Raw genomic sequence first — 22,653 nt, 5'->3', positions numbered from 1 at the left:
ATAAGCTACATTTGTGTAGCTTTGGGAGGATTGATATGGCAAAACAGACTTCCAATGGGCGTTTCTGCATCATCGGTGCTGGATATGTAGGCAATGGAGTCGCACGCGCATTTCGGCAAGCCGGCTTGGACTACGACCACTTCGAGGCCACGGATGCGATCGGCGGAAACTGGTCGCACGGGGTGTACGACTCGACGCACCTGATCAGCTCGAAGTCTTCGACCCAGTACGTCGAGTACCCCATGCCCGCGGACTACCCGACCTTTCCGAGCCGGGCGCAGATGCTGCAGTACCTCGAGGACTACGTCGACCACTTCGGTTTGCGGGACAACATCGAGTTCAATGCCGAGGTTGTCCGGGTTCGCCCTCTCGATCGCACCGGGATGGCCGGATGGTCGGTGCAACTGGCCTCCGGTGAGGTGCGGAATTACCTGGGCGTGGTAGTCGCCAACGGTCATTACTGGGAGCGCAACATTCCGATCTATCCCGGTACGTTCTCCGGGCGCCAACTGCATTCCAAGGACTACAAGCGACCCGCCGACTTCGGCGGCGGCGAGCGTGTCCTGGTGGTGGGTGCGGGGAACTCGGCGAGCGATTTGGCGGTCGAAGCCGCCGCAACATTTGGGCATGCCGATATCTCCATGCGCGGTGGCTACTGGTTCATCCCCAAGACAATCTTCGGTATCGCCTCCTCCGAACTGGACCGGGTGTGGGTGCCGGTGGCGGTGCAACGCCCTGTCTTCAAACTGCTCCTACGCTTGTCCTACGGCTCATACCGCCGATACGGGCTCGACGTGCCGGATCACCGGCTGTTCGACAAAGACGTCACCGTTAACTCATCGCTGATGTACGCACTTCAGCACGGTCGGGTATCCCGGCGCCGAGAGATCGAGTATTTCGACGGCAGCACAGTGCATTTCGTAGATGGAACAGCCCGCGACTATGACACGATTGTGTGGGCAACCGGCTTCCGCACCCGATTCCCGTTCCTGGATGAGTCGATGTTCTTGTGGGAAAACGGCAATCCGCTACTCATCGAGCATGTACTCGTCCCCCGCTACGCCAATCTCTACCTGTGGGGCCTGGTCGCACCGCGTTCAGGCGCCGGCCGCATCATCTCGGCCGGGTCGAGCTTCTTGTCGGAACTGATTCAGCTGCAAAGGCTTTTTCCGGTCCCACTATCAGACCTCGCGGGGCTACACGTGCGCGCACGATCGTCGATGCTGGCTGGATCTGCCGAGATCCTGGGCCGCATCCGATTACTGCGGCGAGCAGTCCGCTGGTACGCATGGCGCGCCCGCGTTCTCGGCGGGAACCTGGCAGCCCGCACACTGACACCGCCGGAATCTCCCACTCCAATTTCTACGCCCGCCGCACTATGCCTTAGCGAGGAGCCTGTCGCATGAGCCTGCCCACGCCACACCCGCGCGCCAGGGCCGTGATTACCGGAGCGTCCTCCGGAATCGGCTCTGCACTTGCTGAACAGCTTGCACAGCAAGGTCATTCGCTTATCCTCGTGGCCCGCCGCGAGGACCGTCTCCGCACGCTCGCAGACCGTCTGGCCAACGCCCATGCCGTCACCGTGGAGGTACGCGCCTGCGATCTTGCCGACCGGGGCGCACGGGCCGTGCTCGCCGACGAGATTCGGGGCCGCGAGATATCGATCCTGTGCAACAACGCCGGATACGCAACCTACGGTGACATCGCGGAACTTCCGGTCGCGCGTGAGCTGCGTCAAGTGGAGCTTAATTCGGTTGCAGTCCACGAACTCACCTTGGCCGTGCTCCCCGGAATGCTGGCACGTAAGGCAGGCGCGATCCTGATCACCGGCTCCACCGCGGGAAACCAGCCGGGGCCGGGAAACGCCACCTACGCCGCGTCGAAGGCATTCGCAAATACCTTCGCTGAATCCCTGCATGGCGAGTTGCGCGGCACCGGGGTCACGTGCACACTGCTCGCTCCCGGGCCGGTCCACACCGAATTCGGTGAGGTTGCCGAGCTGTCCAATCTCGAGCGGCTACTGCCCGATCCATTGTGGGTATCTGCGGAAACGGCTGCGGCAGTGTCGCTCTCGGGGGCATCTAAAGGAAAGCGGCGGGTGGTGCCGGGCGCTTTCGCCAAGCTGCAGACCGTCGGCGGCCAATACACTCCGCGCGCTGTCATCGGTCCGGTGTTGCGGGCCGTCTATGGGAAGGCGAAGTAATGGATTGGGAACCCACCACCCGGACCCAGGGGCGCCGTGTCACGAGCGACGTCAAGCGCATGCTCAACCTCGCGGACCCGCGGCGAACCCTTTACCGTGACGCGCACTACTTCACCGCCACCGTCGAGGTGGACCCGGACCACATGCGGCAATGGCTGCCCGCAGGGATACGCCTGGCCAATCCCGCTCGCGCGGATGTTTTCACAGCGTTCTTCCCAGACTGTAACTACGGCTCGGTGTACCACGAAGCGGGCGTGTTCGTGCATATCAAAGCGCGGGGGAAAACCGGGATTCACTGTCCCTGGATGATTCTCAATGACGATGTCGCGCTCATACTGGGCCGCGAGCTGCTGGGATACCCCAAGAAGCTCGGTGAGATCGACTGGCAGCTGGACGGCCGGCAGATCCACGCCACGGCAACCCGCCGTGGTCACAAGCTCATCACCATGGGAGGACGTGTCGGTGAGCCGATGAGTGATGCACCGCCCATCCTCGGTCGGCCGCACCGCAATGTCGCGAGCCTGACAGGGGCCTTCCTCCCCTGGGTACTGGCCTTCACCCCGGGCGAACGTCCCATCGAGGTGCGCCGGATTGACGATGCCTACTTCGAGATCGGCGGTTCCGAACGCGATCCCATCGACCAGATGGGTTTGGGCCGCGTCGTTGAAGCACGCCTGCATCGCGTGGACCTGACGGCAGGGCGTCCGCCGATTCCGGTCAGGCCCCTCACTCCCCTATTCACGGCAACCCACCTCCGACCGAGAGTCCTCTAACACCATGAGCGATATTCTGAATCAGCCGGTTTCCTTGCCTTGCGGTGCAACACTTTCCAACCGCATCGCGAAGGCAGGAATGAGCGAGCAGCTCGCGGCGCGCGACGGTGGTGTCACCGACGAGCTGGTGCGCCTGTACGCCAACTGGGCACGCAGTGGAGCCGGACTACTCATCACCGGCAATGCCGTCATCGATCGCACCGGACTTGTTGAGCCACGCAATGTCATCGTTGATAGCGAACGTTGTCTCCCTGGCCTGCGGCGGTGGGTCGACACGGTCCACGCCACGGGCACCACGCTGTGGATGCAGATCAATCATCCGGGGCGCGTTGCGACCGTGCCCTTCAACCGGCGCCCGGTGGGACCGGCCGCGGTGCGCGAACCTGTACCCGGGTTCAACCTGCGCAGGCCCCGGCAGCTGTCGGCGCTGGAGGTACGCCAGGTCATCGCACGATACGCGCGTAGCAGCGAACTCGCGGTGTCCGCTGGTTTCGACGGCGTGCAGATTCATGCGGCGCATGGATTCCTCTTGTCGCAATTCCTCTCACCGCTGGCGAACACTCGAACCGACCAGTACGGGGCCGATGCAGTGGGACGGCGCCGAATGCTTCTAGAAACTGTGGCCGCCGTCCGCGGCACGGTGGGACCGACAGTGGCCATCTCAGTCAAGCTCAACGCCGGAGACTTTCAGCACGGCGGTTTCACCGAGGCTGAATCCTTAGATGTTGCCCGCGCGCTCTCCGATTCCGGTATCGATCTCCTGGAAATATCGGGCGGTAACTATGCGGTCCCCGCCATGGAAGGCGTGGCCCATCGCGGGCGGGCCGCCACCGAGAACGGATACTTCCTGAGTTTCGCCACCAAAGTCCGTGCTGCCGTGCCGATCCCACTCATGCTTACCGGAGGCATACGGACCAGGGCGGCAATGGAGGGCGCAGTCGCTTCGGGAATCGATGTGGTGGGCATCGCCCGCCCTATGGCGTTCGTTCCCGACTACCCGACCCGAATCCTCTCCGGGGAACTGGAACCACAGTTTCCTTCAGGTCCGCGCGCGTTGGGATACCGTCCGCTCGACGGATACTTGCAGCTGGCTGCACATAATCACCAATTCCACCGCATCGCCGCGGGTCTGACCCCGCAACGCGCTGCCGGATACGGCACGGTGGTCAAAGCACTGGCACGGATCGGTGCATCGGGTGCGACGCAGGCTGTGATTCCCAGGCGCACGCGATGAACCTGGCATCGCGATTACATACCGAGCCGTTGGCCGTGCCCAGGCCGGTGCGCAGCGCACCTTTCCCTCGCATCGATGTGTTCGACCGGGCGCTTGAAGCTCCCGGCGGGTACGGGGCGCGCCTACGCGCCACCCGCACCCGGGCACTGGATTTCCGGCGGGACTTCGCCGCCACCGGTAGACCAGATTCGGTGACCACGCATGATCTGATCGCCCTGCCCTACCCCACCAGGTACGGGCTGTTCCGGGCCGCGATGAGCCCGGCTCCGTTCCTGACCATCACCAACCGGATGTTGATCGTGCGCTGGACCGAGACCGACGGAACGCGGCGCACGCTGCTCTTCGAACCTAGCGATCACGAACTGGATTCCTACACACCCTATTTCGCCGAACTACAGCGGCGTACTCCCGCACCTGCGCGACGCTTCTTCGTTACCGAGCATTCCGACGTGCTCACCGCCTGCCGTCAGGCCGGCATCGACCCGGCCGAGGTCGACTACCTCGCATTCGACCACCTACACACCCAGGACGTACGCCGTTGGCTCGGTACCACTGCGCCACAGCCCGATATCAGTCCGCGAGATCCGGTTTCTGCCGCGTTTCCCAACGCCGTGCTGCTCGCGCAGCGTGACGAGCTCGAGGCTATGGCTGACCTGCACCCGCTCCAGCGCCCGTGGTACCAGCCGGCCACCTTCGTCGACCTACCGCCAGAGAAGATCCTGCCGCTCGACGGCAGCGTCCTGCTCGGACCGGGAGTTGCTCTGCTCTCCTCTCCGGGACATGCAGCGGGAAACCAATCGCTCGTTCTCAACACCGACACCGGTATCTGGGCTGTCAGCGAAAACGCCATCGCAGCAGAATGTTTAGCTCCCGAGCACTCGCGCATACCAGGGGTTGCGCGATCTACCCGTTCCTGGGGACACGAGGTAGTACTCAATGCGAACACGATCGAGACCACCTACGAGCAGTACAACTCACTGGTGATGGAGAAGTGCATCGTCGATGAATCTCAGACTGACCCGAGGTTTCCACAGTTCTTCCCCTCTAGCGAACTTACGCCAGCCCGCCTGAATCCCGGCACAACACCGACATTCACGCACAAGGCGATTCACCACGGCTGAGCCTGCGCACCACAGGCATGCTAGGTGTTGCGCGCGTGCTGATACCGCGTCGTGTGGAAGTCCCGGTTGCCGAATTCTGACTCAATCACGGTAAGACGCTTGAAGTAATGTCCGATGGCGAGCTCCTCGGTCATGCCCATGCCGCCATGCAGCTGAACGGCCTCCTGCCCCACCAGCCTGGCCGCACGCGCGATGGTCGCCTTGGCGGCCGACACCGCCCGAGTACGGCGTGCGCCATCGAGATTGAGCGAGGCCAGATACGAGGCCGCGACCGCCTGCTCGACCTCAATATGCATATTCACCATGCGGTGTTGCAGCGCTTGGAAATTGGATATCGCTACGCCAAACTGCTGACGCTGCTTGGTGTATTCGACAGTGTCGGAGAGGACCTTGCGCAGCATCCCCACTGCCTCGGCCACGGTGGCAGCTGTGGCCTCATCGAGTGCGGCATCGATCAGCGGCCACGCCTCGTCCACCTCCGAGATGCGCGCCGAATCCGGCACGCGCAGGCCGGCTATCACCAGATCGCTGGCGTGATGGTCATCGATCGTCCGGTAATGGTGTACGTCGATCCCTGATGGCGGATCGGCGGGATCGAACGGTATCGCGAACAGCGTGAGACCCGCGGTGTCGGCGGCATCACCGGAGGTCCGCGCGGTGATGATCAGATGGGTGGCGATCGGTGCGTCACTGACCACGATCTTTTCGCCGTCGAGCACCCAGTGCTGTCCATCACGGCGCGCGGTGGTCCGTACGGAATGGAACGCCTGGCCGGAAGTTGGTTCCAGCGCCGCAAATCCGGTGACAACATCGCCGGATGCAATTCCGCCAACGAGTTCTCTGGCAAGGTCACTGCTCGAGCGCCGCAGCAGCCCGCCACCGAGAACCACGGTGCCGATGAATGGCTCGACCACCAGATGCTGCCCTAGCACCTCGGCGATGACAAGAACTTCCTCCGCGCCGCCACCCAAACCACCGAGTTCCTCAGGCAGTGGCGCGGCGAGGATGCCGAGTTCCTCGGCGAAGGACTTCCACACCTGCGGCTGCCAGCCGGCATCCGAGCGCGCCGCACGTCGGCTGGTGTCCAGGGCATAGCGGTTGGACAGGAAGTCCGAGACAGAGTTCTTGAGGAGTTGCTGTTCGTCGGTGAGGTTGAAATCCATGGTGATGTTCGCTCTTGTCTGTCAGAGACCCAGCTGGGCCTTGGCGAGGATGTTGCGTTGAATCTCGTTGGAACCGGCGTAAATTGATCCAGCCCGATCGTTGAAATAGTGCAGCGGTGCCACCGCCTGCCATAGCTCACCGCTGTGGTAACCATCGGCGGGTGGGGTGTACTCGACCACCGGACCGCCCGGCTTCGTGACATGGGGCTGATACACACGGCCGCGCGGACCGGCGGCCTCCAGCGTGAGCGTGGTCAACGCTTGAGAAAGCTCGGTGCCAAGGATTTTCAGCATCGACGAGGCCGTGCCGGGGTTACCGCCACCGGCTACAACCGCCAGTACGCGGTGCTCAAGAACTTCCAATACATCGACACGAATCGCGAGATCGGCAAGCTTGGCACGGAACAGGGGATCTGCTGCCAGGGTGCCCTTCTCGGTGGGTACCGATTGGGCTGCCGTGGTCAACTGATCGAGACCCACCTGCAGCATGGGCGCCACTGCCCCGCCGCCGCGCTCGAACTCCAGAAGGTATTTCGCGACAGTCCACCCCTCGTCGACCTCACCGAGGACATTCGCTTTGGGCACTCGTACGTTGTCGAAGAAGACAACGTTCTGCACCTCCTCCCCCGAGCTCATCACCAGTGGTTTGACGTCGATTCCGGGCGAGGTGAAGTCGATGAGGATGAAGGTGATACCAAGCTGCTTCTTCAGGCCCTTGGTGGTGCGAACGAGGGCGAACATCCAATTTGCCTCGCGTGCATGGGTTGTCCAGATCTTGGAGCCGTTGAGAATGAAGTCATCACCATCGGCGACCGCCGACATCTGCAGCGACGCCAGGTCGGAACCGGATTCCGGTTCGCTGTATCCCTGACAGAAGAACACCTCGCCGGTCAGGATTCGGGGCAAGAAGAAGTCCTTCTGCTCCTGGGTGCCGAACTTGACGATAGCGTGCGCAACCATCCGAATACCCATGGGTGACAGGGCGGGCGCCCCGGCGATCATCGACTCGACCGCGAAGATGTAATGCTGCGCAACGGTCCAGGGCTGACCCCCGTACTTCACCGGCCACGCCGGCGCGGCCCATCCCTTCTCATGCAGGATCGCCTGCCATTGCAGGCTCGCCTCATGGTCGCTGTACACACTCGTTTGCAGGCGCCCGGCCGAACGCAGGTCCTCCGTGAGGTTCTCTTCCAGGAACTCCCGAACCTCTGTGCGGAATTGTTCTTCCTCTGCCGAGAAGGCCAGGTCCATGTGCACTCCGTTGCGTCGAGTCTGTGATGTGAGGGCGATGAATCGCATTAATCTGGATGCAAGCGCATTCAGATTAATGCGCGTCGACTCCACGGGCAACACCGCCTCCCGTAAGTGCGTTTCGCCACAGCTTCGGACGACATAACGACCCGCACCTGCTCCCATGACCGTCGGTTTGGTTGACAGAACGACCAGGATCGTCCACACGCATCCAGACCCATATGGCGGGACACGGGCCAAAATCCCAAGCCGCACCAACGTCTGGCGGCCGGCCGGGGTGGACGTTGCTCCGCCCGAGATTGACTGGCCACCACTGGATGGATGTGGCCACCTCCGGATAGTGGCTGCGATCGCCAAAAGTAATCAAATTACTTGTACTGCAACATGTTTCAATCAGTTTGCCCGGCGCCTACGTTGCGTCCACGGGTAGAGATTCATTGTTTCTTTCGATGTAGAAGGGTGTCATGAGCGGATATCGCTTTTGTGTGAATGTGGTGACGGCGAGCTTTCTAGCCGCGGCTGGATCTGCTGGATGGTTGGGTTTAGTAGCGACAGCAGCGGCCGACCCGGGTGGTAGCAGCAGCTCGCATGATTCAGGCGGGTCGCACAGCTCTGCTGCTGGGTCGCACGGCCCGCGTAGTTCGCGACCTGGTGGCTCTGGGGCTTCAGGATCAGCTGGGGCCGGGTCCGGCCATGAGTCAAAGACTCCCCGTGCTGCAGGGAATTCGCCAACACAGCACGGTGGCGGCGCCCAAGGCGGTCACACCGGCACGAAGTCTTCTGGCGGCACCGATGCGCCTGGACATTCGACGGCGACAAAGCCGAAGGCCCCGCCCAGCCCGCATTCGGCAGATTCACCGTCCACGGCGACCAAAGATGCCGCCGGCGGCGGCGTTCCGACTAAAGAGAAGCGAGCCCTAACAGATCCCAAGCCAGGTACACGCGACACCGCGCAGGCATCCGGCGCCTCAGGCGGAGGCGTGGGTCCCGAAGCTGATCACAAACCCGGCGGTAAGCCAGCGAGTACCCCACCGGGTCACGCTGCCAAAACCGGCGAAGACGGTTCAAATGCGTTACGCCCCAAGCACGTAGAGGGGCACAAGGAAGGTGAGCACTCAGGGGTCAAAGGCGAACAGCACCCTTCGCCCAGCACGAATGGTGAATGGAAGTCCCACAGCGGTGGAGCTTCACTCAACTCTGAGCAGAACGCTGCGGCCAACAAGTTTCTGGAACAGGCGCGGCGGGCCGAACCTCGTATCACCCAGTCCCTCCGGGGCATCGTTGACAATGCCCCCGGCAGTCAACTCACAGGTCTTGGAAAGCGGCTCAAGACGGAAGAATCATTCAAACGGAAGCTCTACACGTCCATCGTGACGACTCCGAATCTGAGCACTGCCGAGCACCTTGCGGACATGAAGGATTCGGTGAGATACACCGTGCAGTCACCCCATGAGCTTTACACGGCGAACACACAGCAGGCGATTGATCGTCTAGTCGCGCAAGGCTACGAGCCTGTCAAGTTCAAGAACACCTGGGACAAGCCGGGTTATCAAGGAATCAATAGCTTCTGGCGCGAACCGACAACGGGGCATACCTTTGAAGTCCAGTTTCACACGCCCGCGAGCTTCGATACCAAGACGCAGGCGCACTCCCTATATGAAGAAGAACGCCTTCCTGATACCTCACCGCAGCGGGCCAATGAACTGCAGCAGAAACTCAATCACGTGTTCGATTCGGTCCCGCGCCCGAGCGGCAGCGCATCCATATCTCTACCGCCGAACGGAAAACGTAAATGAGTAAGACACCAGTCACTTTCTATGCGCTTTTGGCCGGTGGCCGGACACCCGACAACCCAGCAGGAATTGTCAGGCGGATCCATACGGATCCTCCTATCGACGAGGCATTCGGCCGGGACTTGGAGTGGCACCCCACCGAGTACATACGCCGCTACTACCTCGGACACAACGATGTAGACCACGTCGAAATCGATGAAGGCTCAGCTAAGTCAATCCTCGATAGATGGCGTGTTGAGTGGGCCGAGCAGGACGGAGCAGGCGGCACTCGTTAGCCCGGCCCCTAAGAGGCGACTCGACAAGTGCATGCCGTACGTGACCGAAAAGTGCCGGCAAGGCTCATGTCGGACACGTACGGCATGGCACCGATTTCGCCGGGTCCGGCAGAGCCTGAACCGGCAACACCGGCTCCTGCAAGACTGGTCGGATGTCATCCCCTGCCGGTCGCTCCTACAGTGGCCTACCCGCCGACGAACGCCTGGCCCGGCGTCGGCAGCAGCTACTGGAGGCGGGACTCGACATCCTCGGTGCCCCGGAAGGACCCGGTGACCTCACCCTGCGCGCCGTCTGTCAGCACTCCGGCCTGGCGCAACGATATTTCTACGAGAGCTTTGCCGACAAGGACGAATTCGCCGTCGCGATCTTCGATTGGGCAGTTGAGGGGCTTGCTTCGACGGTCGAGGCCGAAGTGGCCGCGGCACCACCGCGCCTGCAGGTGAGAGCAGGTATCACCAGCGTGGTCCGCGTCATCAACGCCGACCGGCGCATCGGACAGCTGCTGTACAGCCCCAGCCAGGTCAACCCGGTACTGGTCCGCAAGAGGTTCGAAGCCACCGCGATGTTCGTCTCGCTGTTCGCCCAGCACCTACGCGACTGGTTCCGTCGCGATGACCAGGGCAACCTGCCCGTGCTGGCCCATTTCATCATCGGGGGCGTGGGCCAGGCCGTCGCGGCGTGGCTGCATCAGGACGTCGCGGTCGGTGAGGACGAGCTGATCGAGCAGCTTGTCGAGATGCTGCTCGCTCATGGTCCCGAACGCTCCGCGCAACTCTGAAAGCCGACGGATCGAATTTATACCCATACCCGGCGTCGGTATCCTGAGTATTAACTGAGCTCTCCATGAGAGCTTCCTGATTTCTCCCTATTCGATATAGACAACCCATCTGATGCTGATATATGCATAGATAGCCATGAATTGGCAGGCCGCGAAACGCGGCAGAATTGATTAGCTGAATTTCCGACGTTCAGAGAGGCATGGACATGACCGTGTTGACGGCAGTGAGTTCGGCAATGGCCCTCGGGATCGTGACATTGATCGGGGCGCCGGTCGCGACGGCCGCACCGGAACCCCCACCGGTGTGTTACGCGAACCAGCCCAGTGTCAGCGCCACCGAGTTTGACCCGTGCCTCGCGCCGGGTGACATCGAGTACCAGCAAGGCGCCCATCAGCCGACCTACGATGGCGCCAATCCGTTGACACCACCTGGTGTCAACCCGTTCGTGCCGGACGGCACCAATAAGAACAACGCCGGCTAGCGGGCGACGCGACTCGCCGGACACACCTGCCAGACACGCGGAAAAGCCCTTGAGAACAGCGGCTCCGCGAGCCAAGGATGTAGGCGTGAATTACGGTGAGGTGCTTGAGAAGTTGGTCGCGTGGGCCGCTGAGACAGACGCCGTCCGGGCGGTCATTGTCACCGGATCCGCGGCCAACGGGGATGATCACGCCCTATCGGATCGGGATATCGAGCTGTACGCGCCCGATCCCGATGACCTGGCGGACGACGATTCCTGGTGGTCGGACTTGGGTGAGGTCCTCGTGGTCGAGCGCCTGGAAGACGAAGACACCGGGTACCCCACCCGGCTGATCTACTACGCAGGCGGCAAGCTCGACTTCACCCTCGTGCCTGCCGAAGATCTGGCCACCGCGCGGCACGACAGGCCTTTTCTGGTCCTTCTCGACAAAGACGATCTCGCGCCCGACCCGGAGTCGGTGGGCGCTCCCGAGGGTGCACTACCGGACCAGGAGGAATTCGAGGAGTGTCTGCACTGGGGTTACGCCGCGGCGTTGATGTGTGCGAAATCAGTAGTGCGCGAGGAACTCTGGTCGGCAAAACTACGTGACCAGGACCTCAAGGAAGAGCTGCTGCGGGTCATCGAGTGGGATCACACCGTGAGGCATGGCACCGCCCATGACACCAGATACCTAGGCTCCCGGATGAATACCTGGATGGACTCGGACATCCGCGAGCAGCTCAACGGGTGCTGGGGCCATTTCGACGCCGTCGACACCCTCAAAGCCCTGCGACAGACCGTGGACCTGTTCGCACGCCTGTCCGCGCGTACCGCCACCGCCCTCGGCTTCCCACCGTTCGATCACGAACGGCTGCAGCGCGAGATCGAGCAGATCCTGTCACTGCGTGTCTAGGAGGTTGTGGATGTTTGACGCCTGGACACTTCATGATGGAAGGCATGGAATCGTCCCGCATCGATCGGTGGCTGTGGGCGGTCCGGTTGACAAAAACCCGGCCTGACGCCGCGGCGGCATGCCGGGGCGGACATGTTCGAATCAACGATCGACCGGCAAAGCCGTCGACCACCGTGTCCCCCGGCGACGAGGTTCGCGCTCGGGTCGGTGACACCACGCGAGTCGTGAAGGTGGTGCGGGTAATCCAGAAACGGGTGGGCGCCGTCGACGCCGCGACCTGTTATCTCGACCGAACACCTGCGCAGCCCGCTGCGCCCCCGGTACTGGTCGCCGCGCGTGATCGCGGTGCGGGGCGACCGACCAAACGGGACCGTCGAGTGCTCGACAAGTGGCTTGCGGGTCGGGATTGAACCGTCAGTAGACGTCGCGCACGTACCGATGGTTCTTAATGAGGTCATTGACGTACGCATGGGCACCGGCGGCATCCATGCCCCCGCAGCGAGCAACGATCTCGTGCAAGGTCGCGTCTACGTCCTTGGCCATGTGGTCGGCGTCGCCGCACACATACACGTACGCACCGTCCTGCAACCAGGCGAACAACTCCGCTGCGTTCTCCGACATACAGTGCTGGACATACCGTTTCGGTTCCCCCTCGGCCCCGTCGCGGGAGAACGCGAGATCGAGCCGGGTCAGCACGCCCGAATCCACGAAGCCCTGTAGTTCCTCCCCATAGAGGAAACTGGTGGCGCGGCGCCGGTCCCCGAAAAACAGCCACGAACGCCCCGAGGCGCCCGTGGCCTGACGCTCCTGCAGGAAACCGCGGAACGGAGCGATACCGGTGCCCGGCCCGATCATGATGATGGGTACATCGGCCGCCGGTAGCCGGAAGGTGTGGTTGGGGCGCAGATGCACCCGCATCGTCTGTCCACGATCTGCCAGGAAGGTCGATGCCACCCCGCCATAGGTGCGTTCGGCATCGGCGTACCGGATGGTCGCCACGGTCAAGTGCACACTGCCGGGATGGATAAGAGGACTCGAGGCTATGGAGTAGTCGCGGAACTGAAGCGGCCGCAGGTTGTCCACTAGCTCATCAACGGTCAACTCCCCCAACCTGATCAGATCGAGGACATCTTTCCCGTACAACCAGGAACCCGGCGTGGGCACGACATCGCCACCCAGCGCCGCGACCGCATCCGTGTCCTCTGTTCGGGTGGCCACCACACTGCGAAGGGTGCGAGAAGGGGTGCGGATCTCCAGGTGATCGGAGAGCAGTTCACCAAGGGGCTCGTCGTGACCGGTCACCCGATGGTCGGCGCCCACGCCCAGTTCGGCAAGTATCGCCGCGACTAGGGCAGGGTCGTTGCTCGCGTGCACGGCAATCGAATCACCTGCCTCATAGGAGATTCCAGAGTTGGTGAGGTCCACTTCGTAGTGGCGTACTTCTTTGTCGGATTCGGTGGTGGTGAGCAGCCGGTTGACGAGCAATCGGGCCTCGACAGGTTCGTTGCGATCGCGTTTGGGCTGTGTGGGGGTCTCGGTCACGGCTGCCGGTGTGGACACATCGGTCTGGCCCGCGGACAAGCGCTTGACGAGGTCGGTGGTCCATTCCTTCGAGGGCTGCAGGTACGGCCCATCCACATCCACGCGGTCGGCGAGCTTCACCGCGCCGAGCGCCTCCAGGCGTTGATCGAGCAGCAGACCCGCGTTGCAGAAGAACTCGTAACTGCTGTCGCCCAGTGCCAGCACCGCATAACTCAGGTGCTCCAGCCGGCCGGCCGCCTCGGCGCTGATCGCCTCCCAGAACAGCAGTGCGTTGTCGGTGAACTCGCCGTCGCCGAATGTCGACACCACCGCTACGAAATGCGTTGCGGACTGCAGGTCCGCGAGATCAATCTGGTTGAGCTCGATCGCCTCGGATTTGATTCCGGTGGCCTCTTCCAGGGCCTCCGAGAACGACATCGCAGCGTCCTCCGCATTGCCCATATCGGTGCCATAGCCGACGATCAACGAAAAATCCGGCTGGGCGGTCACAGCACTCCCTCACTCGCGCGCGCGGGGCTGCTCCCAGCGCTGGGTGAGGGCGACCTTACTTTGACGCGCAACGCCGTGGGGATCTCCCCCCTCTCTTTTCCCGGTATCACCCGTCTGACCGGCTAACATCCGAAGGTGGCCTGGCTGGATACCTGGTGGCAGTACGACGTGGTGGACGGTTACAAGGGTCCCCTGCTACTCGGCTTCGTCGCGTTCGTGGTGACCTTCGTGGTGACGCGCACCATCACCCGACTCATCCGCGACGGACGGGGCCCGTTTCATAACATCTCCGGTGGCGGCGTCCACATCCACCATTCCGTGCCGGGCGTGATCCTGTTGATCGTCGGAGGGTTTACAGCGCTCGGTTCTCCGCCGTTGTCGGTGTGGACCTATCTCGCCGGCCTACTGGTGGGAATCGGCGCATCGCTGGTGCTCGACGAGTTCGCGATGATCTTCCATCTGGAGGACGTCTACTGGTCCAACGAAGGTCAGCTTTCGGTCGATATGGTCACGCTTGCCACCGCCTGCATAGGTCTGGCCGCGGTCGGTGTCTCGCCGCTGAATGTCGATGGCCTGACCGGCGTCATCGCTATCGCTCGCGGGGTCGCGGTGATGCTGCTGCTGGTACACCTCGGGCTGGTGGCGCTCACCGCACTCAAAGGCAAGTACCCCACCGCGATGATCGGGATTTTCATCGCGCCCATCGCCTGGTGGGCGGCGGTTCGCCTGGCCCGCCCGACATCCCCCTGGGCGCGGTGGCGCTACTCGCCGGAGAAGCTCGACCGCGCGCGGCAGCGAGCCCAGGTGTTTGACCGTCGGTGGGGTCCGGTGCGCCGGCGATGGCTCGACGCTATCGGTGGGACACCAACCCCCGAGCTCCCTCACGCACCTACAGAGTCGCGGACTCGCTGAGTGACCTCGGCGAGTGTTCCTTCCGTATGCACCGGTGTGCCCCACCGCGGATTGACCTCGAGCTGCACCCAGCTGGTGCAGCCGACGTGTCTGTCATCGCGGGGAATTCTCACAGGCGTGACCAACGGGTACGCACGCACCACCAACACCGTCAGCCGATGTTTGGGCCGGAAATCCACGCGGTCCTCGCGAATGGATTCGGCTGTCCAGATATGCAGCGACGCAATCTCTTCGAGCGCCTCGGGCCGATTGACCTCGATCGCCGCGACGACCTCGGCCCCGGCCCGCACCACAACGTCGGTTTCGGTGCTATCGGTGGCGGCACGCTCGAGCACGTCATGGTGTTCCGGTCGCACTCGTTCGGCGTGGCCGTGCACGATCGTCGGGAAGAGCAGGAACCGGGAATCGGCAAGAGTGAAACGCTTCTCGTGAATTCCGCCCTTGCGCAGCAGAATCTGCTGTCGGCCGTCGAGCAGGGCATGCACCGCCGCGCTCCATTCCTTCAGCGCGGTGGTCACATATCGAGACTACGGCCGCGGTGTCACCAGCACCGGGCAAGCAGCCTTGTGAATCAGCGCATGGCTGGTGGATCCGAGGAAGAATCCCGCGACGTCACCACGGCCGCGGCTTCCCGTGACGATCAACTGCGCGCCCTCTGATGCGCGGAGCAGGACGTCGGCAGGATGCCCGATCGCGAGAACGCGCCGGACCGGTACGTCCGGGTGCTTCTCCTGCCAGCCGGACAGACGCTCGGCAAGAATCTGTTCCTGACGCCGTTCCTCCGTGGTGGAATCGACGGCGCTCCACGCGGTGTAGGCGTAGACGTACCCCGGCGGAATGTTGTTCCAGACATGCACCGCCACCAGCTCGGCGTGTCGCATCGAGGCCTCCTCGAACGCCCAGGCAAGCGCGCCGTCGCTGGAATCGGAGTCGGCGACTCCCACGACAACCGGCCCTGCCGGTCCTGCCGCTTCTCTCACCACGACAACCGGACTGTGCCCCTTCGCGGTCAGCGACACCGATACCGAGCCGGCCATCATGCCGGTGAATCCGCCGAGCCCGCTGGATCCGAGCACCGTCATGACAGCGTTTCGGGACAACTCGACGAGGATCGCGACGGGTTTACCCGCCGCCTTGACCGTGGACACTTCGACATTCGGGAACAGCGCGTAGACGTGGTCCTTGGCCTGACTGAGGAACTCGGCACCATCGGTGTCCAGGTGATCAAAGAAGCTCGCCGATGCCCCGAGGTTGTAGCCCTGTCCGAAGCTGCTGTGATCGACGGCGTGGACCAACGTCAGCGGCAGATTCCGCTGCTGGGCCTCGGCTCCTGCCCACGTCAGGGCGTGGAGCGCCGATGTCGATCCGTCGACACCAACAAGAATGTGGGGGTTGGGTGTCGTGGTGGTCATGGCTCCTCCGATGCGATAGGGCGGCTCTGCTCCTCCTCCCCGACACTATTGGCCGCCCGGCGCAGTAGCCATGGGCCAAAAGCCCGACTATCAGTGACTTTCGCCCATACAAAAGTGTGCTTCATCACGTCATCGACGTGTCATTCGTGTTGGTAGAGCTTCCATTTGGAGCTCACCTGCCGGTAGATAGCATGACTAAGGACTCTGATGATCCTGCTAGCGTTGTGCGTAACGGAATCTCGCCGACTGTCGATATGGACGTCGGGGGAACTGGTGGAAGGTAGACGAGAATGCCCTTGACGGCGAAATTGATTGTTGGTTCTGGCGCAATGGCATTGTCGCTGTTCGCAGGTGGTGGAATCGCATCCGCCGACCCGGATGTGACGGCCATCGTCAACACGACATGCACGTACCCGCAGATCATGGCGGCACTGAACCAGCAGTCGCCCGCGGCAGCACAACAGGTGAACGCGAATCCGATCGCCGGTGCCTGGCTGCAGCAGTTCGTGGCATCGCCGAAGGTGAAGCGCCAGCAGATGGTCAACGAGGTACGGGGCATGCCGGCCGTTCAGGAGTACACCGTCCTGATCAACCAGGTCGCCAGCTCCTGCAATAACTACTGACCGGCGATTTTCCCGCCGCTGCCTCATAATGGGAAGTGGCGGCCGGTCCATTGAAGCGTCGGCACGCTTGCTAGGTCTGATCGTCGGTGTGACGAATATCCCGCTGACTATCAGACCTCATCGACTTAGGCTAGGCTTGGTTTAACTGACCCCAGGAGCCGGGGAACCGGCGTCTGCCAGGTCGCGACCATGCGGAGCACTGGTCAGGGCGGGTTCGCTCAACGAACGAGAAACCCAACGTCACACGCTGGATACGCCGTGCGCGGCGCTGGGTGAGGAGAATCGGCTGAACGGGCTGTATGACCAGAGCCAGGAGAAAAATAGCTGCGGTGTCGGCTTCCTGACCCGCAAAGACGGCATCCAGACACACGATGTCGTGCGCAAGCTCCACGAAGCACTCTGTGCCGTGCCGCACCGAGGAGGAATGTCTTCCGAGGGCGTCGGTGATGGCGCTGGCGTGAACATGGACCTTTCCTTGCGCTTCTTCTCCGAGCTAACCGGCGATCCTGACTTGCTGCCGGGCCAGTTCGGGGTGGGCAACTTCTTCCTACCCACCGATCCGGCATTTCATCCCGAGGCCGAGGCGGTCATCGAACAGGCACTGCGGGCACAGGGATTCACGATCCTGCTCACACGGGATGTACCGGTGGACAATGAGGCGATTCGCCCTGCCGCCGTCAAGTACCAGCTGCCGATTCGGCAATGGGTGTTCCGTTCCGATTCCGAACGCAAGACCCATGAGGCACTCATGGCGATCGAGGCCGTGGCCTACACCCGCCCCGAACTGCTTGGGCTCTACCCACTCTCGCTCAGCACGCACACGCAAGTCCTCAAGGGACGCCTGAACTCCAACGAGGTGGTGCCGTACTTCAGCGACCTGTCCGATCCTCGGATGGAAGTACATTCGATGTTCTTCCACACCAGGTTCTCCACCAACACCGCACCGAATGCGACCATGGCTCAGCCGTTCCGGCTGATGGCGCACAATGGCGAGCTCAATACGGACAAGAAGAATCGCTTGTCCGAGAATGCGATTGCGTTGGCCCGTAACCGGGCCATCATTCGCCCGGTGGGGCAATCCGACAGTTGTCGACTGGATCAGACCCTGCAGAGCCGGGTGCTTGAGGACGATCTCGACCTCGTCACCGCCGTTGTTGCGATGATGCCGCCCGCATGGGAGAACGACACAACACTCTCGCCCGGTGTAACGGCGATGCTCGAATACTTCAGCCTCTACGAGGAAAAGAATGACGGCCCGGCCGCATTGATCTTCGGTGACGGCAACATCATCGGCGCACGCCTGGACCGGCTTGGGCTCAGGCCATTACGCACCGTGGAGACGGCCGAGTACCTCGGAGTGATGTCTGAGGCCGGGCAGATCTACTTCGACCCCGATACGGTGATCGAGCGAGGCCGCATCGAGGCCGGCGGCATGCGCTATTACGACCACGCCGAAGGCCGTTCCTACGGAACCATCGAGGCTCTCGAAAAACTTGCCGCGTGCCATGACTACCCCGCCATGCTGGCGCAGGCCCGCGTGAACATCGCGGACCTACCCCATGTTCCCCCCGCGGGCCAGGGCTCGCCGGCACGATACGACGGCGACCTCGACCGCCACCAGCGGTACGTGGCGTACTCGCTGAACCAGGAAAGCTTCAAGTTCCTCATGGATCCGATGCTGGCGACCGGCCAGGAGAAGATCTCCGCGATGGGCTATGGCGCGGCCATCAACGCCCTCTCCAATCAGGAAGGCGGCGTTGCGAAATACTTCTCGCAGCGGTTCGCCCAGGTGACCAACCCGCCACTGGATTCCATCCGCGAAGCCGATGGAATGACCTTGCGTGTCGCGCTCGGCGCAAAGCCCAACAGCGGGGCGCAGCCCGCACCGCAGATCGTGGTGCCCTCCCCCATCCTGACCCACCTCGACATGCTCAAGATCCGCGAGCAGCAGGACACCCCGGTCCGGCGTTTTGGGATGCGCTATCGCATCGAGCTCTCCGACCCGGCATCCAACGCCGATCGAATCGTGCGGGCCATCGATGAACTATGCGATGCGGTAGAGCAATTCGCGCGGGAGTCCGGCGGCATTGCGGTGATCTCCGACCGCCATGTCTCCAGTGACCGTGCCGCAATGCCCCTCATCATCGTCATCTCCGCTATCAACCAGCGGCTGATCGAAGAGGGCCTACGGCTGCGCGTTTCGTTGATCGCCGAGAGTGGACAACTGTGTTCCTCGCACCACGTGGCCGCGGTGCTGGGATTCGGCGCGTCGGCGGTGTACCCGCTGGCCGTGCAGATGCGGGCCGAGGAGAAGTACGGTGCCGATGCCGACAAGGCGTTCAAGCATTTCGCCAAGGCGGCCGAGAAGTCACTGATGAAGACGATGGGCCGCGTGGGCCTATGTACCGTCGAGAGTTACATCGGCGGTGAGTTCTTCGAGCCGAACTACCTCGATACCTCTGATCCGGTGTTGCACAGGTACTTCCCCAATGTCGTGTCGCCGGTCGCCGGTGTCGGTTTCTCCACTCTCGCAACGGCTGTCGCCGACTGGCATGCGCGCGCACTGGCGGTGACCGGGGAGAAAGACGTTCCGTTGCTGGGGCTGTTCAAGGAGCGAGCCGAAGGCGCGGGCCACTCATACGGCACCACGGCGGTACGCGGGTTCGTCGATATGACCGAGGAAGCCATCTCGTTCGGGGATGAAGCGCGCCCGGAAAATCCCGACATGGCCGACCCGACCTACCTCAGACTGCTGCCGCTGCACCAACTTGAGGGTGCGTTCGGGCTGAACGACGGCGCTTACCGCAACAACAGCTTTGACGAGCTGCCCACACGCGCTGTCGATAGTTTCGATATCACTCCGGGATACCGCAGTTTTGTCCGGGCGATGAACACGGAACGCACCCGGCGCCCAGCGGCGCTTCGGGACGTGCTGGCGCTGCCCGCTGATGTGAATTTCGTGCGTACCGCCAACGAGTTCCGCAGGGAAATGGGGCAATTCGCCCGGTTCGGGAACAACGACTTTCAGGTGCGTGGCCTGTCCTGCCGGGAAGCCGACGGCGAGTTCGTGCTGCGGCTCTCACACACCCACGAGCGGCTCGCGGCGCTGGCGGCCTCGCTTCGGGTCCGGTTCGGGGCTGACATCACCAGCCAGGAGATCATCGGCGACGAGCTGCATCTGAAGGCGACCGGCCAGGCAGCGAGCTACCTGACGAAGATCAGGACGGCTCCGGATTCGGTTCCCCTGTCCGCAGTACAACCGGCCAGTGAAATCACCCCCACGCTGACATCGGGAGCCATGAGCCACGGCGCGTTGGTAGCCCCGGCACATGAGGCAGTGGCCCACGGGACCAACTTGGTAGGCGGACTCTCCAACTGCGGCGAGGGCGGCGAGCACATCAGCCGTTACGGCACCATTCGCGGCTCCCGCATCAAGCAGTTCGCCTCCGGGCGCTTCGGGGTGTGGGCGGGGTATCTTGCCGACCCGATGCTCCAGGAGCTGGAGATCAAGATCGGGCAGGGCGCCAAACCCGGTGAAGGCGGACAGCTTCCAGCGCCGAAGGTAACCGTTCAGATCGCCGCGGCGCGCGGAGGAACCCCGGGTGTCGAACTCGTCTCTCCCCCGCCCCATCACGACACCTACTCCATCGAGGACCTCGCGCAGCTGATCCACGATTGCAAGGCGGCCCGTGTCCGGGTGATCGTGAAACTGGTTTCTTCGGAAGGCATCGGCACTATTGCCGTGGGTGTGGCCAAGGCCGGCGCCGATGTCATCAATGTCGCCGGCAACACCGGTGGCACCGGCGCGGCGGCCGTGACAAGCCTCAAGTATGCGGGCCGCTCGGCGGAAATCGGTGTAGCCGAGGTGCATCAGGCTTTGTGCGCCAATGGAATCCGGCAGAAGGTTGTGCTCCGGTGCTCGGGCGCGCATCAGACCGCCAGCGACGTCATCAAGTCAGCGCTGCTGGGGGCGGACAGTTTCGAGTTCGGGACCACCGCCCTGATGATGCTCAAGTGCGTCATGGCCAAGAACTGCAACATCAAATGTCCGGCCGGGCTGACGACCAACGCCGAGGTCTTCGAAGGTGACCCTCGGGCACTTGCCCAGTATCTGCTGAACATCGCGCACGAAGTGCGGGAGCTGCTGGCCACGCTCGGCCTGCGGACGCTGCGTGACGCGCGCGGTCGCAGCGACCTCCTACATCTGCTGGATCACCCATCGAGCATCGGCACCCTCGATCTGCGCCGCATGCTGGCTGTGGCAGAGGAATTCGTAGTCCAGAATCCGGTGTACATGGAGAAGGACTACTCGGTGGACGATGCGTTCACCGAGCAGCTCGACCTCGACGGCACGGTACTGCCACCCAGACAGCTGACAAACCAGAACAAGAGCGTCGGCGGCCAGCTCGCGATCGATATCGAGCGGATGCTCAACTATCAAGGGGCAGAAGGATCTGCGGTCGCCGTCGATGAACGCGGCCGTCGCTACTTGTTACCCGAGAGCGTCTCGATCACCACAACGGGATCGGCAGGCCAGAGCTACGGCGTGTTCTGCAACGACGGCATGATGCTGATGCACACGGGCGCCTGCAACGATGGAGTCGGTAAGAGCGCCTGCGGCGGCACGATCACCGTGCGCTCACCCGGCGGTGGTTCGGAAGCGCCGGGCGGCAACGTCCTGATCGGAAACTTCGCTCTCTTCGGCGCTTCGGGCGGACGGCTCTTCGTGGAAGGCCAGGCCGGGGACCGATTCGCGGTTCGGAACTCGGGTGCAACGGCGGTGGTCGAGGGTGTCGGCGAATTCCTTTGTGAATACATGACCAATGGTGCCGTGCTCAACATCGGCGGATTCGGCAAGGGTGTCGCGAACGGGATGAGCGGCGGCTTCCTATACCAGTACGACCCACACGGCGAGCTGCCGTCGAAGGTCAGCAGCGACTCGGTGCTGGTACTGCCCGTGACCGATGCCCCGTTCCACGAGGCCGCGGCACGCATCCTGCTGCAATGGCATGTGGCGGCCACCGGATCAGCTAGAGGCCAAGCCCTGCTTGATGATTGGCAGACAACCCGAGAGCACCTGGTCTACACGATGTCGCGGGCGCTGCTGCAGTACCAGGATTCCGACGCCATTCTGCAAGGCAAGACACGCAAGGAATTGCTGGACGAACTGGCCGCCGCGCTGGCCGGCTATCAAGTACACAAGTTCAAGCAGTCCTACCGCAGCCAGCGCGATGTCCTCGAAGGATCGGTGCCCGCATATGGCGACACCGATACCGAGGGGATGTACGCGCTGCTGAACACCTACACGGTGCTGAACATGGCCCAGCAGCTCGCGCTGTCCAGAATGCCGAACGTCACCGATGTCACCGACCCCCGGATCGGCAAGGCGGTGCGCAATCTCGTACTCACCGAAGACTTCTTCTTGATCCAGAAGCTGCAGAAGTATGCACGGGAGGCGATCGACGGACATAGCGATGAGGACCTGGCCGTGCTCATCGCGGACAAGCGCCTCAACGATTACAAGGAGGCGCTGAGCCAACGCAACGTCTTGTCGATGGACAGCCCGGGAACCTACGGCTGGATCCTGTACCAGAGCAACAAAAACCGGGACAAGATCGGCCGTCTGCCCTCCTTCGAAGAGCTGTTCGCACATCAAGCGTTACCTGTCGTCGCCCTGTCCGGACCGTCCCTTCAGACCACGTGAAGAAG

Annotated in this window: 19 protein-coding genes; 14 read left to right on the top strand and 5 right to left on the bottom strand. The window is 62.7% G+C overall.

Annotated features, from left to right (window positions below):
- Positions 1-35 precede the first annotated feature (35 nt).
- Genes BB28_RS12280 through BB28_RS12260 form a run of 5 tightly spaced genes read left to right on the top strand, consistent with a single transcriptional unit; the run spans position 36 to position 5,331 of the window.
- Positions 36-1,406, top strand: coding sequence for a flavin-containing monooxygenase (locus tag BB28_RS12280; RefSeq protein WP_075874247.1), 1,371 nt, complete (start codon positions 36-38; stop codon positions 1,404-1,406).
- The gene (locus BB28_RS12275) at positions 1,403-2,203 is read left to right on the top strand and encodes an SDR family NAD(P)-dependent oxidoreductase (RefSeq protein WP_064393488.1); all 801 of its coding nucleotides are present in this window, start codon (positions 1,403-1,405) and stop codon (positions 2,201-2,203) included. Before BB28_RS12280 ends, BB28_RS12275 begins: the two co-directional genes overlap by 4 nt.
- Positions 2,203-2,976, top strand: coding sequence for an acetoacetate decarboxylase family protein (locus tag BB28_RS12270; RefSeq protein ID WP_064393487.1), 774 nt, complete (start codon positions 2,203-2,205; stop codon positions 2,974-2,976). The genes BB28_RS12275 and BB28_RS12270 overlap by 1 nt, the downstream gene beginning before the upstream one ends.
- Before the next feature lie 4 nt (positions 2,977-2,980).
- Positions 2,981-4,210 (top strand): oxidoreductase, encoded by a 1,230-nt coding sequence (locus BB28_RS12265; RefSeq protein ID WP_064393486.1) that lies wholly within the window; start codon positions 2,981-2,983, stop codon positions 4,208-4,210.
- Positions 4,207-5,331 (top strand): MBL fold metallo-hydrolase, encoded by a 1,125-nt coding sequence (locus BB28_RS12260; RefSeq protein ID WP_109550672.1) that lies wholly within the window; start codon positions 4,207-4,209, stop codon positions 5,329-5,331. Before BB28_RS12265 ends, BB28_RS12260 begins: the two co-directional genes overlap by 4 nt.
- A 20-nt stretch (positions 5,332-5,351) precedes the next feature.
- On the opposite strand, the gene BB28_RS12255 is transcribed toward BB28_RS12260, so the two are convergent.
- Together BB28_RS12255 and BB28_RS12250 are read right to left on the bottom strand one after the other, a co-directional pair.
- Positions 5,352-6,494, bottom strand: coding sequence for an acyl-CoA dehydrogenase family protein (locus tag BB28_RS12255; protein WP_064393485.1), 1,143 nt, complete (start codon positions 6,492-6,494; stop codon positions 5,352-5,354).
- A gap of 21 nt (positions 6,495-6,515) precedes the next feature.
- Positions 6,516-7,745, bottom strand: a complete 1,230-nt coding sequence (locus BB28_RS12250) for an acyl-CoA dehydrogenase family protein (protein WP_064393585.1) — start codon at positions 7,743-7,745, stop codon at positions 6,516-6,518.
- Positions 7,746-8,725: 980 nt separating this feature from the next.
- On the opposite strand from BB28_RS12250, the gene BB28_RS12245 reads away from it, so the two are divergent.
- The 6 genes from BB28_RS12245 to BB28_RS12225 all read left to right on the top strand — a co-directional run bounded on the left by BB28_RS12245 (position 8,726) and on the right by BB28_RS12225 (position 12,376).
- Positions 8,726-9,541 (top strand): hypothetical protein, encoded by an 816-nt coding sequence (locus BB28_RS12245; protein ID WP_191985252.1) that lies wholly within the window; start codon positions 8,726-8,728, stop codon positions 9,539-9,541.
- A complete protein-coding gene (locus BB28_RS24575) occupies positions 9,538-9,813 on the top strand; it encodes a hypothetical protein (protein WP_075874246.1) in 276 nt (91 codons plus the stop codon). The genes BB28_RS12245 and BB28_RS24575 overlap by 4 nt, the downstream gene beginning before the upstream one ends.
- 152 nt (positions 9,814-9,965) lie before the next feature.
- Positions 9,966-10,592 carry a TetR/AcrR family transcriptional regulator gene (locus tag BB28_RS12240; protein ID WP_064393484.1) on the top strand — a complete coding sequence of 209 codons (627 nt, stop codon included), beginning with the start codon at positions 9,966-9,968 and terminating at the stop codon, positions 10,590-10,592.
- A 206-nt stretch (positions 10,593-10,798) separates the two neighbouring features.
- Complete coding sequence (locus tag BB28_RS12235; RefSeq protein WP_081252380.1) at positions 10,799-11,074, top strand: hypothetical protein; 276 nt, start codon at positions 10,799-10,801, stop codon at positions 11,072-11,074.
- A gap of 85 nt (positions 11,075-11,159) precedes the next feature.
- The gene (locus tag BB28_RS12230) at positions 11,160-11,966 is read left to right on the top strand and encodes an aminoglycoside 6-adenylyltransferase (RefSeq protein WP_064393482.1); all 807 of its coding nucleotides are present in this window, start codon (positions 11,160-11,162) and stop codon (positions 11,964-11,966) included.
- Positions 11,967-12,010: 44 nt separating this feature from the next.
- Positions 12,011-12,376, top strand: coding sequence for an RNA-binding S4 domain-containing protein (locus BB28_RS12225; RefSeq protein WP_064393584.1), 366 nt, complete (start codon positions 12,011-12,013; stop codon positions 12,374-12,376).
- Between the two features lie 4 nt (positions 12,377-12,380).
- On the opposite strand, the gene BB28_RS12220 is transcribed toward BB28_RS12225, so the two are convergent.
- On the bottom strand, positions 12,381-13,997 hold the full coding sequence (locus tag BB28_RS12220) for a diflavin oxidoreductase (protein ID WP_064393481.1): 1,617 nt from the start codon (positions 13,995-13,997) through the stop codon (positions 12,381-12,383).
- 135 nt (positions 13,998-14,132) lie between these two features.
- Here BB28_RS12220 and BB28_RS12215 point away from each other — a divergent pair, with 135 nt between their 5' ends.
- A complete protein-coding gene (locus tag BB28_RS12215; RefSeq protein WP_064393480.1) occupies positions 14,133-14,909 on the top strand; it encodes a hypothetical protein in 777 nt (258 codons plus the stop codon).
- Here BB28_RS12215 and BB28_RS12210 read toward each other — a convergent pair.
- Positions 14,879-15,427 carry a DUF1802 family protein gene (locus BB28_RS12210; protein WP_064393479.1) on the bottom strand — a complete coding sequence of 183 codons (549 nt, stop codon included), beginning with the start codon at positions 15,425-15,427 and terminating at the stop codon, positions 14,879-14,881. The genes BB28_RS12215 and BB28_RS12210 overlap by 31 nt on opposite strands.
- Before the next feature lie 9 nt (positions 15,428-15,436).
- Complete coding sequence (locus BB28_RS12205) at positions 15,437-16,321, bottom strand: universal stress protein (RefSeq protein ID WP_064393478.1); 885 nt, start codon at positions 16,319-16,321, stop codon at positions 15,437-15,439.
- Between the two features lie 290 nt (positions 16,322-16,611).
- On the opposite strand from BB28_RS12205, the gene BB28_RS12200 reads away from it, so the two are divergent.
- Both BB28_RS12200 and BB28_RS12190 read left to right on the top strand, forming a co-directional pair.
- The gene (locus BB28_RS12200; RefSeq protein ID WP_064393477.1) at positions 16,612-16,944 is read left to right on the top strand and encodes a hemophore-related protein; all 333 of its coding nucleotides are present in this window, start codon (positions 16,612-16,614) and stop codon (positions 16,942-16,944) included.
- Between the two features lie 286 nt (positions 16,945-17,230).
- Positions 17,231-22,648: a glutamate synthase-related protein gene (locus BB28_RS12190; protein WP_075874244.1), complete on the top strand. Its 5,418-nt coding sequence runs from the start codon at positions 17,231-17,233 to the stop codon at positions 22,646-22,648.
- Positions 22,649-22,653 lie beyond the last annotated feature (5 nt).

Source organism: Mycobacteroides chelonae CCUG 47445 (assembly GCF_001632805.1).
GTDB lineage: Bacteria > Actinomycetota > Actinomycetes > Mycobacteriales > Mycobacteriaceae > Mycobacterium > Mycobacterium chelonae.
This window is presented reverse-complemented; position numbering and strand designations above follow the sequence as displayed.

What these genes read in the sequence shown, in the direction of transcription:
- BB28_RS12235 (WP_081252380.1), top strand. Translation starts at nt 10,799, where the DNA reads ATGACCGTGTTGACGGCAGTGAGTTCGGCAATGGCCCTCGGGATCGTG.
- BB28_RS12260 (WP_109550672.1), top strand. Translation starts at nt 4,207, where the DNA reads ATGAACCTGGCATCGCGATTACATACCGAGCCGTTGGCCGTGCCCAGG.
- BB28_RS12255 (WP_064393485.1), bottom strand. Translation starts at nt 6,494, where the DNA reads ATGGATTTCAACCTCACCGACGAACAGCAACTCCTCAAGAACTCTGTC.
- BB28_RS12265 (WP_064393486.1), top strand. Translation starts at nt 2,981, where the DNA reads ATGAGCGATATTCTGAATCAGCCGGTTTCCTTGCCTTGCGGTGCAACA.
- BB28_RS12270 (WP_064393487.1), top strand. Translation starts at nt 2,203, where the DNA reads ATGGATTGGGAACCCACCACCCGGACCCAGGGGCGCCGTGTCACGAGC.
- BB28_RS12280 (WP_075874247.1), top strand. Translation starts at nt 36, where the DNA reads ATGGCAAAACAGACTTCCAATGGGCGTTTCTGCATCATCGGTGCTGGA.
- BB28_RS12225 (WP_064393584.1), top strand. Translation starts at nt 12,011, where the DNA reads ATGGAATCGTCCCGCATCGATCGGTGGCTGTGGGCGGTCCGGTTGACA.
- BB28_RS12205 (WP_064393478.1), bottom strand. Translation starts at nt 16,321, where the DNA reads ATGACCACCACGACACCCAACCCCCACATTCTTGTTGGTGTCGACGGA.
- BB28_RS12240 (WP_064393484.1), top strand. Translation starts at nt 9,966, where the DNA reads ATGTCATCCCCTGCCGGTCGCTCCTACAGTGGCCTACCCGCCGACGAA.
- BB28_RS12275 (WP_064393488.1), top strand. Translation starts at nt 1,403, where the DNA reads ATGAGCCTGCCCACGCCACACCCGCGCGCCAGGGCCGTGATTACCGGA.
- BB28_RS12200 (WP_064393477.1), top strand. Translation starts at nt 16,612, where the DNA reads ATGCCCTTGACGGCGAAATTGATTGTTGGTTCTGGCGCAATGGCATTG.
- BB28_RS24575 (WP_075874246.1), top strand. Translation starts at nt 9,538, where the DNA reads ATGAGTAAGACACCAGTCACTTTCTATGCGCTTTTGGCCGGTGGCCGG.
- BB28_RS12250 (WP_064393585.1), bottom strand. Translation starts at nt 7,745, where the DNA reads ATGGACCTGGCCTTCTCGGCAGAGGAAGAACAATTCCGCACAGAGGTT.